We start from the raw sequence: 14,460 nt of genomic DNA on the forward strand, positions 1-14,460 counted from the left end.
TTACTGCAACTTTGTAGTGGCATCAGGAAAACGCTGTGTAGGATAGGTGGGAGGCTTTGAAGCATGGGCGCCAGTCTGTGTGGAGCCATCCTTGAAATACCACCCTGAGTTTTTTTGATGTCTAACCAGATCCAGTTAGCCTGGATTGGGACCCTGCATGGTGGGCAGTTTGACTGGGGCGGTCGCCTCCCAAAAAGTAACGGAGGCGCGCGATGGTGGGCTCAAGCCGGTCGGACATCGGCTGTTGAGTGCAATGGCATAAGCCCGCCTGACTGCGAGAGTGACAGCTCGAGCAGAGACGAAAGTCGGCCATAGTGATCCGGTGGTTCCACGTGGAAGGGCCATCGCTCAACGGATAAAAGGTACTCTAGGGATAACAGGCTGATCTCCCCCAAGAGTCCACATCGACGGGGAGGTTTGGCACCTCGATGTCGGCTCATCACATCCTGGGGCTGGAGCAGGTCCCAAGGGTTCGGCTGTTCGCCGATTAAAGTGGTACGTGAGCTGGGTTTAGAACGTCGTGAGACAGTTCGGTCCCTATCTGCCGTGGATGTCGAGACTTGAGAGGATTTGCCCCTAGTACGAGAGGACCGGGGTGAACATACCTCTGGTGTACCAGTTGTTGCGCCAGCAGCACCGCTGGGTAGCTAAGTATGGACAGGATAATCGCTGAAAGCATCTAAGCGAGAAACCCCCCTCAAAACCAGGTCTCATTACGGGCCGTGATAGACCATCACGTCAATAGGTCGGGTGTGGAAGTGCAGAAATGCATGCAGCTAACCGATACTAATAGCCCTTGCACTTACTTGATATAACACATATACACTCATATCGGTCATGTTATGCGGTACTGTATGAAACAGGCCGAAATATCCGCTCTTAACCAACCAATCACATACCAATACAACCCTGCAGGGTATATTGGATGACCTGGTGGCAATGGCGGGGTATGAACCACCCGATCCCATCCCGAACTCGGCCGTGAAAAACCCCAGCGCCCATGATACTATGTCTTAAGGCATGGGAAAGTCGGTCGCCGCCAGGTCTTCCAATATACCCCCATGCAATCCCTTGCAATATTCGACAAAAAACTTTCAGTTCCCGCTGAAACATGCACCGCGAGGGAGCGTAGCCTCCAAGTCTGGTCACCACTTGTCATCCTGACATAAGTCCTGGCAGATCACCATACGCCTTGAATACCGTCAGAAAAAGGCATCCTTGTTATACTAGTGCGGGGTGGAGCAGCCCGGTAGCTCGTCAGGCTCATAACCTGAAGGTCAGAGGTTCAAATCCTCTCCCCGCTCCCAATAACTTCCACTCAAAATCGCTATATCATCACTTAAACGAATTTTACTCGTTATATCAGTTTAAAATTTAATTTGATATTTATATATTGCTTGTTAATTGCTTTTAATTTGCAGGTCTGGTTCATTAAAAGAAATATTATTTTTCTGCAATGTCAATTCTATGAAAGGAGATTATGACGCAAAAAAAAACTTACAATTCTATTAATCAGACTTGGTTTAAAATTCTTTTTTTGTTTCATTTTAGTTTTTTTTACAGTGTTTACTATTCTAAATGCGTTTTTTCACAGACTTATTCTGATCATGAAATTGATACATTAGACCAAAATGGTAAAAGTGTACCTTACGATTCAGATGGTGAATTATTTTTTCATAAATTAAATGAAAAGTTGGATCCTCATGGTGTGCAGTTTGCTTTAAGCTGGACAGGTGAAACAGCAGGTATTGTAAGGGGAGGACGTAGAAAGGGTGTCGATTATGCACATCAGATTGCTTTTTCAGTTGATATGGATTGGGAGAAAATTGCAGGTTTTAAAGGGTTTTCTACTCATGCGATGATTTTAAATCTAGCTGGGCGCAATGCCAGTTCCGATTATGTTGGGGATTCACAAATTCAGGCCCAGGAAATATATGGGGGTGGATATGACCGATTATTTCATATGAATTATATTTATATTGAACAACAGTTATGGAAAGATCAGGTTAATATTCGTGCAGGACGGTTAAGTGTTGGAAATGAATTTGCATCAAGTCCATTCGCATGTCAGTTTATGTTAATTGCAACTTGTGGTCAACCCAGGAGTATTCAGTCCCAACAAGGTTTCACACCCTGGCCTGGAACTGTTTGGGGGATTAGATTTTTATTTCATTTAACAAAACAAAGTTACTTCCAATTGGGTGCTTATGAAAGTTCTCCATGGGGAACCGGTAAAGGGGGTGTCGCAGGTTTTGACTGGAGTACGAATGCTGCAACAGGTGTTTTTATACCAATTGAATACAGTTATAACTCTGAATTTGGTAAAGATAATTTAACGGGATATTATCATATAGGTGCTGGTCTTGATACCAGTCGTTTTCAAACCTGGTCTGCACAGGCTGTAAAAGGAAATAAAAGAGATAATCGCAGTCAATTTTGGGTTATGATGGATCAGATGATTTTTCGTAATGACCCCAAGAAAGATCATGGATTATATTTAATTTTGAATTATGGACATGATTCAACAACAACTTCTACATTTAAGGATCTTTATAATGTAGGTTTTATTAATAAGGGATTTTGGAAGAAAAGACCCTATGACCAAATAGGTTTCATGTTTACCTATTATACAGTGCCTAAGAGTTTAAAACATGCACAAAAATATCAAATGACGCAATTGTCTTCCCCTTTTAATGCAAAGGTTTTGTCATTATTGAATGGTGCACCCGCAGCACAGACAAATTCTGCTTTGTTTGAATTGAATTATGGTATTTCTGCTTATCGTGGTGTTATGGTCATGCCAGTTGTCGAATATTTTCATCATGTTGCTGCCACTAAAGCCTACAAAGATGCTTTTGTTATTGGATTAAAAACCAATATTAATTTTTAGAAAATTTATTCAGAGGTTTTTGTTCAATCTATACTTAGTAAGATGTGAAATCCTTGTATCGTTTCATTATATTGTAAATTAATGAATAAATAGGTAATAATTTGTAGTGCGTATTTTTATTTTCCCTTTTATATAATGTATAATTAATACAATTTAAAAATTTATTGAAAAAAGGTGGTTTTTCTTTAATGAAACAAAAAGGAAATAGATTGATTTTGGGGATAATTGGGGGATTGATGGTAAATTCAATGATTCCGTTCTTATCTTGTTTCGCACGTCACCACCATCATCACCATGTTCCCCCTCCAAAGACGGTTGAAAAAAAAGAAGATGAAAACACGCCGCAACAAACGATTAAAGACGCGGATTCCATTCCTTCAACCATCAGGCAAAAAATGCAGGAGAATCAAAGGGTTGAACATTATCAATCTTTAAAACAGGAAAACAAGCCCGCCTTGTTACTTCCCAATCATTATACAAGGGGTGATAAAGGCCATTTAAATGCTGAACAAGGTTGGGTGAACAGTAAACGTCAACGTGGTCATCATGATATTGGTATTAATGCACCGCTTCCTCAAACAGCGGACCCAACTCAAAATAAAACACGTAACGTTTTTCGTAGAGCAATGCCGATATATGAACCAAATTATTAAACGTTCATGAAGCAATATTTAATTTTTTGGCAATTGCTTTTTTAGCCTGATTAATGGTTTCTTCAATGGGTTGTGTATTATTGTCAATATCAATAATGGGGGCACCATTATAGGTTAACTGTTGTAATGTTCCAATTTTTTTGATCATTGATTCAAGGCGATGATCAGGTTTTCTCTGTTGGGCTGTTTCAACGGTTACGTTTAGTCGTATAACCAGATCGGGTGTATGGTTGATCATCCAGTTATAAAGTGATCGTTCAAGCTTTGTGAGCAGGCGTGTTATGGACGACGCTGGGTTTTCTGTTGTCAGATCAGGTCCATCCAGTCCACCAATAATGGCAACTTGGGGAAATCGGTCAGTAAGGATGTAAAAGCCTTGCTTACGCAGTGAAAGCATCCTGTAAAAGCGGTAAACGCGACGCAGAGACATTATGAATATTCCCAATGCCAATAATGCGTTCGGTCCTTTTTTTGATTTAGCCTGTTTATTGGTCTTGGTAATATTTTTATCAAGTTTTTTCCCTAGAAACGGAAGTTTAATCAGACGTCTTCTTATATTTCCTGTTTGTCTGCCCAAGTGGCATAATTTTGTAGGATGAACTGAATTCAACCAGCGTTCCAATTCCAGACAGACTGTTGTTTTGCCAGATCCGTCGCACCCAATAATAGCAATAATCGGTGGCGTAGAAGATTGTGTCATAAATTATATATCTCTTGGTTATTTGAATGGGATATCGTAATCTTTCTATATTTCAATAGATTACGGTCAAATTTGATTTGTTAGTCAATGAAAACTGTATTATAAGACAACCTTTCCTAGTCTGTTAGGTTGGAAATTCCTTGGAATTTTTCAGTATAGAATCAGTAACTTAAAGCAAATCAGGCTTTAAGTTAAAACTTGTGTTCCAAAGATATCCATAATTATATACATAAATCTGTTATATTTTAGAAGATTATATATGCATAAAAAAAGATCAACTGAAAATCAGGGCCCATTAATTGCATTAGTCGGTTGTGATGGATCAGGAAAATCAACATTAAGTTTTGATCTTGCTGAAGCATTAAATCAAGGGCGACCTGCAAAGTGCTGTTATTTGGGCCAAGGATCAGGAAATATTGGTCGAAAGATCAGTCAATTCAGATTTGGGGGAAAAATACTTGGACGTATAATCGATAAGAAAGCGGGAACGGCTCGTACCAAGGGAAAAAAAATTCCTGGTGTTTTAACGGCCTTGGTTATTTTCTTTTTTTCCTGTGTTCGTTTTCTTAATTTTATAAAAATGTTGAAATTAAGAAAACAGGGGGTTTTGATTATTGCGGATCGCTATCCTCAGACAGATGTTGTAGGATTTTATGACGGACCCGGTTTGTCAGCTGCACATACGCAAAACCGTTTTATCCAGTTTCTTGTTAAAACAGAATACAGGCTTTATGATTACATGGCTTCCATAAAACCGGACTTGATAATTCGGTTGAACATTGATGTTGATACCGCATATCAACGTAAACAGGATCACGATTATAATTTGTTAAAAATCAAAGTGGAAGCCACTCAAAAATTAAAATTCAGAGGGGCACCAATTGTTGATATTGATGCTTCTTTGCCTTATAAAGAAGTTTATGAAACAGCTATGCGGGCAATTAGGAAAGTAGAAATTGCATATAGCGAAGGGAAAATAAGGAATTAATTATTGTTCAATCATAAAATGCTATTTTTAATAGGTTTTATTTTTCTTTTATTTGCTGTTTTTTTATTCCTTTGCACAGATCTGGATCAGAAACTCAATGGTGTTTTGCTTTCTGATCATGACAGTAGCTTGATTTATTGGAATAGACTTGTATCTAAATCGGGTTCATTTGCGGTTGTTCTTCCCTTAAGCTTAATATTCATATTATGGGTCTGGATTCATCGTTCGCATCGAGACGCGGTTTGGCTGTTTGTAATCTTGATTTCAGCGCGTCTGGTTTTTCTTTTAATGAAAAATATAATTGTTAGAGCGAGGCCCGCTTTTCCATTTTCTCATATTCATGCGACAACCGCCAGTTTTCCAAGTGGACATGCAGTCAATGGACTGATGTTTGTGTTGATTATATTATACTGTTTAAGAAATTACAGTTTGGTTTGTTGGATATCATTGATATGGGTTTTTTTAGTGGGATGGTCGCGTTTGGCATTGGGGGCACATTGGATAAGTGATATACTGGCAGGATGGGGATGTGCGATCATGTGGTTTGCTTTTATGATGGGGATTAGAAATACTGTATTTGTTCAAAAATTGCTAGATTATATTTTATAATCAGGTAGGTTTTTACTGTATTAATTTTATAGCGGAAATATCGTGAATTTTAAATTTTTTACCAAGCCACAGAATATTATACAATTTGAGGGTTTCCATTTTTCTCGTTTTCAATGTGATCAGCTATATGAAATGATTTTGGTGGATGATGAAATTCACCTCAATGTTTCATTACCTGACAAACTTGTATTTGATTATACACAGGATCAACTGATTGACGGTTTTATGATTAGTCGTCAATTATGGGTGGAAGGGGTTATGGAACCCGCATTTATGAATATTTTGCATTCCTTGAGATACTCTTGCCATTTATCCAAGGAAAATAAAGCCGTTTACAAGAAGGTAAGGGCCAAATTCAAACATTTGTGCTATGCATATAGGGCTTTTGATGAACGCCATTGTAGACCGTACTGGCTTGGCAAGATGACGGGTTTATTAGGCAAATTACAGGATGGCTTCAAAAACAGGAAATCTCTCATTGTAAAACCAAGGGCGGTATTTCTGGATTATATTTGGCATGAAAAAGGGTTGTATTTATTAAAACGGGAAGTAAATTGCTTTTTTCCCTGTAACCTGAAAAGCTTTGTAAAATATTTTCGAAAAAGACTGGAAATTATTAAGAAAGAGCTTGAAACACATGTAACTATAACAGCTCATGAGTTTCATAACATGAGAAAAACAATCAGTATGATTGCAGCCACCTATGGTACTTTTGATGTTTTGTTTCCATCAGATTATCATCATCAGACTTTTCAATATTTATCGACAATTAATGGTATGATGGGCGATTATCATGATGAATTGGTGGAAAAAAAATTGAATAAAATTCAAAATTACTATTTTGATCGATTTATGATACCTGAAGAAATTAAGAACAGGTTAAACACTTTTGCAGGTCGTTTTATAGACGATAGTAATGATTTTTATTGATCTTGTTTTACTTTATTGAATGGATAATCAATTTTAAAATGAACCACCAAGCGTAAATGGATGCTGATGATGATGCTTCATTATCATCTAGTAGTCCATGAGCGGTATTATTACGAAGATTAAAGCCTATTGGATCAATAAATAAACTTTTAAATTCAAAAAGTAAATTTACATCTAAAATTTTTTCTATTTCAGGTGATTTTAAAAGAGCATTCAGGCTATTATATGTTTCAATATTATTTTTATCCAAATTGCTGGTACGAACTTTAATTTTTTTAAGTTGATCTCTTATAATATTTTCGACTTGCGGGCAAAGTAGATAAATAGCAGCTATAAAATCCTTTTGAAAACCTGACCACAGGGCGTTTGCTATGATTTTTTCCCGATTTTTAGGAACAATAGGAGATTTATGACAGATATTTTCAAAAATTTCTTTTGAAAATTTATCTTCTTTATGAAGTTGGTTCAGCCCTTCATTTATCAATGTTATGTTTGTATAAATAATTAATCTATATTTTTCTTGTTTTTTTTCATTTAATTTATTTTCTTCATCGTCAGGCGAGATTTTTGCGATTATACGTCCATCATCACTTCTATAATCTTTTGTAAATAAATTAGAGAAAAAAAATTGATCTGATTCTTTTACAGCATTTTGAACAAGATCTTGATAATCAATACTTAAACCGGTAAAATATTTGAGAGTTTCAATAGGATCTGTTTTGTTTGAAATATGTTGTACAAATCCTTGCACTGAATTTGTAATATTAATGGGGCCTATATATATTTTACGCATATTTGCTAACACTATTTGGTTAGATTCTTTTAATTTAGCGTGAAGGTTGTGTATTTTATTATCTACATCGTAATCGTTTCGATTTTTTTTAGGTATTTTATTATATGTTTGTAAAGCTTCCTCATAAATATAATAAGCGCTACAATTATTATTTTTATATCTAAAATCCCCATCATATTCATGATATTCGGCTATGTTGAAAAGAGATTTTATTTCATTTTCTTTATCGTGAAACTGTTTATATTTATTGTTTAGAAATGTTAAAATAATTATTGCTAAATAAAAATTATTTTCATTTTTAAGTTGAATTGCCTCTTGATATAATTTAGGCATTACAATTTTTTTTAATACATCCTTATTTTTTGTTTTATCTATTAATTCTGCTAATATTAATATTAGTCCACTGTCATTTTCATTTTTAAAAACATCTGTCAATTTAGATAGTATTTTATCTAATCGATTATTGTCATTTATCTGTTGACACAAATAAATCGCACGTTCGTAGTATTTGTTCAAATCTTGGAACAGAAAACTTACATTTTTTTTGTTGTCAAAAGTGTAATAAGTGTATGAATCAATTGCGATTTGGGCATATTTATAATTTTTTGGTTCTTGAACAAGCCATAAAATATCGGCTATTCTTGCTTTTAACGATGGTTCAGGAATGTCATTTAATATAAGGCTTAAGAATTCAAGCTCTTCTTTTGTAAGATCTGAAGGTTCTTTAGTACGTCCTAGTATATTTGTATAAAAAGCCCTAAAAGGTTTATCTTTATTATCAGCATCTAAATACATTAAAGAAATTTCCGCTAACAATTCAAAAATTTCATATTGTTCTTGCTGTTTAATATCTAGCTTTTCTTCTGCAATTTTTTTTAAACTGGAGTTAAGTTCAACGTAAGAAACAGGATTTTGTTCTGGTTCATATTTCCAATTACATTCAAGAAATGCCTCTCGCGTTAGTTTTGGCGAACTTTTCATTGTTTTAAATTTCTTTCATGATTTTAAATTAAGGTTAAATTCGTTTCGAATAAAATATAATAAACGCAACGAAATTTAATGAAATTAAATTAAAATTGAAAAGAGATCAGTGTTTTGTGGCAAATCACTGCAAACTACTAAATAATATATTTATTATAATTAATTTTTATGGTGCCCAAGGGCGGAATCGAACCACCGACACAGCGATTTTCAGTCGCTTGCTCTACCGACTGAGCTACTTGGGCATCTTGATATTCGCTTTCGGTATTTGACGCGAATCAATGTATACAAAGCATTTACCCTACATTGGGATCAGGATCAAGTCTTTCTTTTATGGAATTTAGCAATTCTTTTTCTTCCTCTTCATTTTGTGGAGGGGATGCAATGCGATAATCCTCGTAAAACCAACGACCTAGATCAATATCGGCGCATCGTTTAGAACAAAATGGTTGGAATTTTTCTTGGGCCGGTTTTTTACAGATAGGACAATGTAACGCAGGTTTATTCATAAGAAAAATCCCATTCTTGAGGTTTAAATGTTAAATCCGCTTTTAGTTGTAGCGATATAGAACATCGTCGTTCAAAATCTTTAATGGCATATTCATCCTTTAGTAATGCCTGATATAAATGGGGGTGAAGTTTCAATTTTAAAAGATGATAACGGTAATGGTGATTGACTGAATTGAATTCCAGCATGACCTTCGCAAGGATCTTAACAGCTTTTCCGTGATCCGAGGTTAACAGTTCATGAAGGGGTGGGCGTTTTCTCATTCGAACGATTTCGGCCAATCCCAGGTGCGTAAATCCCAATAATCGGGGGGATAATGGATCATTGGCCAATGCGTCATTGATGTCCTGTTGTAATAAACGTCTTTTTTTGATTGGCAGACCTATTAGATCAATAAAAATTGCACCTGATAGATTACGCAATTTTATTTGATGCAATAATGGTGGCAAAGCGATTCGGTTTGCGTCAAATTGCGCCTTTATTTTTGTTTGATTTTCTTGGCTATGGCTTACACTATCCATATCAATAGCGACGAGAGCCGGGGTCGGGGTAATTGATGCTTGAATTCCTTTTGGTAATTTAACGGATGATTCCATTAATGTCTCAATCTGTTCCGATATAATGCTTGGACAGGAGGTCTGCGCAATTTGAACGCGATTATGCAACGAACTCGGTATGATATGAATAAGGTGCGGATCATCAATTATGATTGGTAAATTTTCCCAAAATCTTGAAAGATCTTCTAAAGGAGACGGTCCTTGTTGGATCAGATGTGTTTCAGTGCTTTTCTGGATATTGATAGATAGGTTTTTGGTATCCAAACGTACATTTTTTCCATTCTGGGCACTTCGTGAGACTTTGACAATTATTTTATCGCCATTGTGCAGATTTTTGGCACCTGCATTATCAGGCAAAAAACCGGATATGTTTTTACCCAGAAGAATAAAGGCTCCACCTAATGCAGGTAAATGGGCGGTAACCCGACCATAGTAAATGTCCCCGAAACCATCAGGAAATCCAGGATACCATAAGGCATAATCTAAGAGAGTGTCATGATGGGTAACGGCAATATGTATTAGACCAGGCGCTGAAATAACCCAGATTTGAGGCATCAGGGGATTAATCCTTGACCGCGTATAAGCTGGGCCGTCTCAAATAATGGAAGACCGACAACATTACTGTAGCTCCCATTTATGGATTTGATAAAACTGGCGGCATAACCCTGAATGGCATAGGATCCAGCCTTGTCTTTCCATTCATCGGTTTCTAAATAAGAAAAGAGTTGTTTATCAGTCAATCGTGAAAAATGCACGATAGTACAGACAAGACGTGAGGAGATCCGTTGTGTCTTTGCATTATACAATATAACAGCTGTATAAACTCTATGTCTTCGACCAGACAGTAAACGTAATTGTTTTTCCGCGATTTTTACATCTTTCGTTTTATTTAAAATACGTCGTCCTGCTGCCGCAACCGTATCAGCGGCTAAAATCATGGGTGATTCAAGAGAGAGTTCCCTGCCAGCCGATAGTTTTTCCTGTGCAAGGCGCTGAACATATTGTCTGGGCAATTCTTTTTTTTGGGGCGTTTCATTAATTCGAGGATGAACGATTTTTTCAGGATTAATGCCGATTTGTTCAAGCAGTTGTAAACGTCTTGGTGATGCGGAGGCCAGTGTAATTGGAAAATCAGAATTTTCCAGCAAGAAAGAGGAATGATGCATTATTATTTAAAGCGGAACGTGATGCGACCTTTGGTTAAATCATAAGGGGTCATTTCAACGCTTACGCGATCACCCGCCAAAACACGAATACGGTTCTTGCGCATTTTACCGCTGGTGTGGGCCAAAATAACATGTTCATTATCCAATTTTACACGAAACATTGCGTTCGGCAAAAGTTCAGTAACAGTTCCGTTGAATTCGATCATATCTTCTTTAGACATTTTTAGTATATATATCCTTCAAGTTAAAACAATTAATTTTGTTCTTACCATAACGATGAATATTGAAAAATGTCCAGTTTTATTTATGTAAACTGTCCAAACGGGAGGAAATACTTAAAGCATGTGCGGTTAAACCCTCAGTTTTTGCTATCGCCACTGCAGCAGGTCCCACTTTTTCAATACCCTTTTCATCGCTTTTAAGGAAAGTCGTTCGTTTAAGAAAATTAAAAACCGATAATCCGGATGAAAAACGTGCAGTACGACTGGTTGGCAAAACATGATTGGGACCGCCAACATAATCTCCAATTGCCTCAGGACACCATTTTCCAATGAATATTGTGCCGGCATGTTTGATTTTGCTGAATAGGTCATCTGGATTTTCAAGCATGAGCTCCAGATGTTCAGGGGCAATCCGGTTGATAAGAGGAATGGCTTCTTCCCAGAATTTTACAACAAGAATAGCACCATGATTTTTCCAGCTTGTTTCCGCTATTTCTTTTCGTGAAAGACTTTTCAATTGTTCATTAACAGCTAGCGAAACTTGATGGGCAAATTCCTCATTATCAGTAATAAAGATTGATTGTGCCATGGTATCATGTTCCGCTTGTGCCAAAAGATCCAGGGCGATATGCGTTGGATTATTATGCCGGTCAGCAACAACCACAACCTCGGAGGGGCCTGCGACGCTATCAATTCCGACCAAACCGAAAACCTGTCTTTTTGCTTCGGCGACATAGGCATTGCCAGGACCAACAATATAGTCAACGGATTCAATGGTTTGTGTCCCGAAGGTCAGGGCGGCAATGGCTTGTGCTCCACCAACACGGTAAATTTCGGTAACACCTGCCCTATAAGCCGCAGCCAAGACGAGAGGGTTTAAATGGCCATCCGGGGTCGGGACACACATTGCCAACCGTTTGACTCCAGCAACCTTGGCCGGGATAGCATTCATTAAAACGGATGAAGGATAGGCAGCGGTACCTCCTGGAACATATAATCCGGCGGAATCCATGGCATTCCAGCGATACCCAAGATTAAATCCACAATCATCCCGGTAATCAAGATCGGGAGGTAATTGTTTTTCATGGAATTTTTGAATTCGTTGGGCGGCTAGATCAAGTGCATCAAGCAATTCCGGATCAATTTTCTTGCAGGCTTGCTTTATTTCCTGTTCTGTGATCCGTAATTCCGTAGGAGACAGTAACAAACGGTCAAAGCGTTTGGTATATTCACAAAGTGCATCATCGCCATCATTTTTTACAGCCTGTAGAATCTCTGTTACGGGTTTTGTTGCTTGTGAAGTGTCTGCTGTTCGCGCGGCAAGAAGATTACAGAAAAATGTTTTAAAATCGGGTTGATTTGTTGATATGATTTTCATGATATATCTTCATTGTTTGGAAGGGTGACAAGTTGGCGAAACCGTTCAATTAATGCATTAACGTGGGCAGATTGTGTTTTTAAGGCGGTGCGATTGATGATGAGACGGCTGGAGATTTGTGTAATCGTTTTAATTTCCTGTAGACCATTGGCCCTTAGGGTTGATCCTGTATCGACAAGATCCACAATCAAGCTGGATAATTTCAAGACAGGCGCAAGTTCCATGGCACCATGCAAATTAATGATATCTGCTTGCACGCCTTTACTGGCAAAATAACGTTGGGTGATATTCGGATATTTGGTTGCAACACTTATCTGTGACCAACGCGCAGGGTCTTCCAGATTTTTATTTTTTGTATCCGCTAATTGCGCGATAGATAAACGACAGCGTCCTATATTGAGATCAAGAGGTGCATAAATATCCGAATAATCAAATTCCATCAGGACATCGGAACCACAAACACCCAGAGAAGCCGTGCCAAAAGCTACAAATGTTGCGACATCGAAAGAACGGACGCGGATAATGTCAAGCCCAGGGTCATTTGTCTTAAAGCGAAGAAGGCGGCTGTCTTTATCAAAGAAAGCGGGTTCTGGTATAATATTGGCTGTTTCAAGAAGAGGGAGACAATCCTTTAGTATCCTTCCTTTAGGAAGGGCTAAAATAAGAGGGTTTGATTTCACGCCAGGTACAGACATTTAAAGTGTAAGCAAAAGTGGAACTGATTATAATAAAATTGTTAAATAATTTAAGGTTTAACTATAATCAGATCATTGGTATAAAACAAGTTCTCTTCTATGAGGAATGAAAATATTATTTAGTCTTGATTCTTTCAATTTGAGCACCGCAGGCAGACAGTTTTTGATCAACTGCTTCATAACCGCGGTCTAGATGATAAATCCTGTTCAGGCTTGTTTCTCCGGCTGCGGCTAGACCGGCTAGAATTAACGAAAACGAAGCCCGTAGATCCGTTGCCATAACAGGCGCGCCGGATAGGGAATGAACACCACGAATAATTGCTGAAGAACCATGAACATTGATTCTTGCACCCATACGGTTCAGTTCTGGGACATGCATGAAACGGTTTTCAAAAATTGTTTCCGTAATCATGCTCGCTCCTTCAGAAATTGAGAGAAGGGCCATGAATTGGGCCTGCATATCCGTCGGAAAACCTGGATAGGGTTCTGTCATGATATCAATGCCTCTTAAATCACCCGTGCGCCGGACAAGAATGGCGTTTTTTTCCGGAAACACTTCTACCCCAGCCTCTTCCAACGCATGAATAACAGATCCCATGGCATGAATGTCGGCTCCGATCAGGCGCAGTTCTCCACCTGTAATACCGGCTGCACAGGCATAGGTACCGCATTCAATTCGATCAAACAGGATGGAATGTTCCGCGCCATGTAAATGATCCACGCCATCAATGATCAGATGACTTGTTCCTTTACCCTCTATTTTTGCACCCATCGCGATCAAGCAGTCGATAAGATCGCAGATTTCAGGTTCACGGGCTGCATTCAGCAGTTCCGTTCTGCCTTTGGCAAGGCAGGCAGCCATGATTGTATTTTCTGTAGCGCCAACAGAAACAAATGGAAATACAAAGCGACCACCACGTAATCCCTTGGGTGCAGTTGCAATAACATATCCCTGATTAATTTCGATTTCAGCGCCCAAGGCTTTGAGTGCATCCAGATGAAGATTAACAGGACGGGTTCCGATTGCACATCCTCCCGGCAGGGAGACCTTGGCCTTACCACAACGAGCTAGGATGGGCCCTAGAACAAGGATAGAAGCCCGCATTTTCGAAACGATATTGTAGGGAGCTTCGGTGTTTGCAATATCCCCTTGAAAAGTGATATGATGTGGATCCTTGTCATTATAAGTGATAGTAAGACCATGTTGTTGCAGAAGTGCGCACATGGTACGTATATCAACAATACTTGGAACATTTCTTAGTGATAAAGGTTCAGGGGTAAGCAAGGCACATGCCATGATTGGCAAAGCTGCGTTTTTTGCCCCCCCAATGACGATATCACCATATAAGGGTCTGCCCCCACGGATTAAAAAGCGATCCATTCTTTTTTTT

At 38.2% G+C, this 14,460-nt stretch carries 14 protein-coding genes, 2 tRNA genes and 2 rRNA genes (1 of these 18 running past the window's edge); 8 read left to right on the plus strand and 10 right to left on the minus strand.

Annotated elements, in window-relative coordinates:
• The 5 genes from GN303_RS01335 to GN303_RS01355 form a co-directional block, all read left to right on the plus strand.
• Positions 1-809, plus strand: a 23S ribosomal RNA gene (locus tag GN303_RS01335); it begins 1,931 nt to the left of the window's first position.
• Between the two features lie 120 nt (positions 810-929).
• Positions 930-1,045 (plus strand): 5S ribosomal RNA (rrf, locus tag GN303_RS01340).
• A 185-nt stretch (positions 1,046-1,230) separates the two neighbouring features.
• Positions 1,231-1,307: transfer RNA gene (locus GN303_RS01345), tRNA-Met, on the plus strand.
• A 173-nt stretch (positions 1,308-1,480) separates the two neighbouring features.
• Positions 1,481-2,890, plus strand: a complete 1,410-nt coding sequence (locus tag GN303_RS01350; protein ID WP_110439337.1) for a carbohydrate porin — start codon at positions 1,481-1,483, stop codon at positions 2,888-2,890.
• Positions 2,891-3,078: 188 nt separating this feature from the next.
• Positions 3,079-3,543, plus strand: a complete 465-nt coding sequence (locus tag GN303_RS01355; protein ID WP_110439338.1) for a hypothetical protein — start codon at positions 3,079-3,081, stop codon at positions 3,541-3,543.
• 4 nt (positions 3,544-3,547) lie between these two features.
• Here GN303_RS01355 and GN303_RS01360 read toward each other — a convergent pair whose 3' ends face one another.
• Entirely contained in the window at positions 3,548-4,243 is a 696-nt protein-coding gene (locus GN303_RS01360; protein ID WP_110439339.1) for a nucleoside/nucleotide kinase family protein, read from the minus strand.
• A 259-nt stretch (positions 4,244-4,502) separates the two neighbouring features.
• Here GN303_RS01360 and GN303_RS01365 point away from each other — a divergent pair, with 259 nt between their 5' ends.
• Genes GN303_RS01365 through GN303_RS01375 form a run of 3 tightly spaced genes read left to right on the plus strand, consistent with a single transcriptional unit; the run spans position 4,503 to position 6,770 of the window.
• Positions 4,503-5,231, plus strand: coding sequence for a nucleoside/nucleotide kinase family protein (locus GN303_RS01365; protein WP_196424200.1), 729 nt, complete (start codon positions 4,503-4,505; stop codon positions 5,229-5,231).
• Between the two features lie 3 nt (positions 5,232-5,234).
• On the plus strand, positions 5,235-5,840 hold the full coding sequence (locus GN303_RS01370; protein ID WP_110439340.1) for a phosphatase PAP2 family protein: 606 nt from the start codon (positions 5,235-5,237) through the stop codon (positions 5,838-5,840).
• A gap of 42 nt (positions 5,841-5,882) precedes the next feature.
• A complete protein-coding gene (locus GN303_RS01375; RefSeq protein ID WP_110439341.1) occupies positions 5,883-6,770 on the plus strand; it encodes a hypothetical protein in 888 nt (295 codons plus the stop codon).
• Positions 6,771-6,777: 7 nt separating this feature from the next.
• On the opposite strand, the gene GN303_RS01380 is transcribed toward GN303_RS01375, so the two are convergent.
• From GN303_RS01380 to murA, 9 genes are all read right to left on the minus strand, one after another.
• Complete coding sequence (locus GN303_RS01380) at positions 6,778-8,544, minus strand: DUF4209 domain-containing protein (protein WP_110439342.1); 1,767 nt, start codon at positions 8,542-8,544, stop codon at positions 6,778-6,780.
• Positions 8,545-8,713: 169 nt separating this feature from the next.
• Positions 8,714-8,789: transfer RNA gene (locus tag GN303_RS01385), tRNA-Phe, on the minus strand.
• A gap of 51 nt (positions 8,790-8,840) precedes the next feature.
• Entirely contained in the window at positions 8,841-9,053 is a 213-nt protein-coding gene (locus GN303_RS01390) for a DNA gyrase inhibitor YacG (protein WP_110439343.1), read from the minus strand.
• Positions 9,046-10,164, minus strand: coding sequence for a ribonuclease E/G (locus tag GN303_RS01395; RefSeq protein ID WP_110439344.1), 1,119 nt, complete (start codon positions 10,162-10,164; stop codon positions 9,046-9,048). Before GN303_RS01395 ends, GN303_RS01390 begins: the two co-directional genes overlap by 8 nt.
• Positions 10,164-10,775 carry a Maf family protein gene (locus tag GN303_RS01400; RefSeq protein WP_110439345.1) on the minus strand — a complete coding sequence of 204 codons (612 nt, stop codon included), beginning with the start codon at positions 10,773-10,775 and terminating at the stop codon, positions 10,164-10,166. Before GN303_RS01400 ends, GN303_RS01395 begins: the two co-directional genes overlap by 1 nt.
• Positions 10,776-10,777: 2 nt before the next feature.
• Complete coding sequence (infA, locus tag GN303_RS01405; RefSeq protein WP_110439346.1) at positions 10,778-10,996, minus strand: translation initiation factor IF-1; 219 nt, start codon at positions 10,994-10,996, stop codon at positions 10,778-10,780.
• A 79-nt stretch (positions 10,997-11,075) separates the two neighbouring features.
• Positions 11,076-12,374, minus strand: a complete 1,299-nt coding sequence (gene hisD / locus GN303_RS01410; protein WP_110439347.1) for a histidinol dehydrogenase — start codon at positions 12,372-12,374, stop codon at positions 11,076-11,078.
• Positions 12,371-13,069: an ATP phosphoribosyltransferase gene (hisG, locus tag GN303_RS01415; RefSeq protein ID WP_110439348.1), complete on the minus strand. Its 699-nt coding sequence runs from the start codon at positions 13,067-13,069 to the stop codon at positions 12,371-12,373. Before hisG ends, hisD begins: the two co-directional genes overlap by 4 nt.
• Positions 13,070-13,184: 115 nt before the next feature.
• Positions 13,185-14,450 (minus strand): UDP-N-acetylglucosamine 1-carboxyvinyltransferase, encoded by a 1,266-nt coding sequence (murA, locus tag GN303_RS01420; protein WP_110439349.1) that lies wholly within the window; start codon positions 14,448-14,450, stop codon positions 13,185-13,187.
• Positions 14,451-14,460 lie beyond the last annotated feature (10 nt).

This window comes from Commensalibacter melissae (assembly GCF_009734185.1).
Taxonomy (GTDB): domain Bacteria; phylum Pseudomonadota; class Alphaproteobacteria; order Acetobacterales; family Acetobacteraceae; genus Commensalibacter; species Commensalibacter melissae.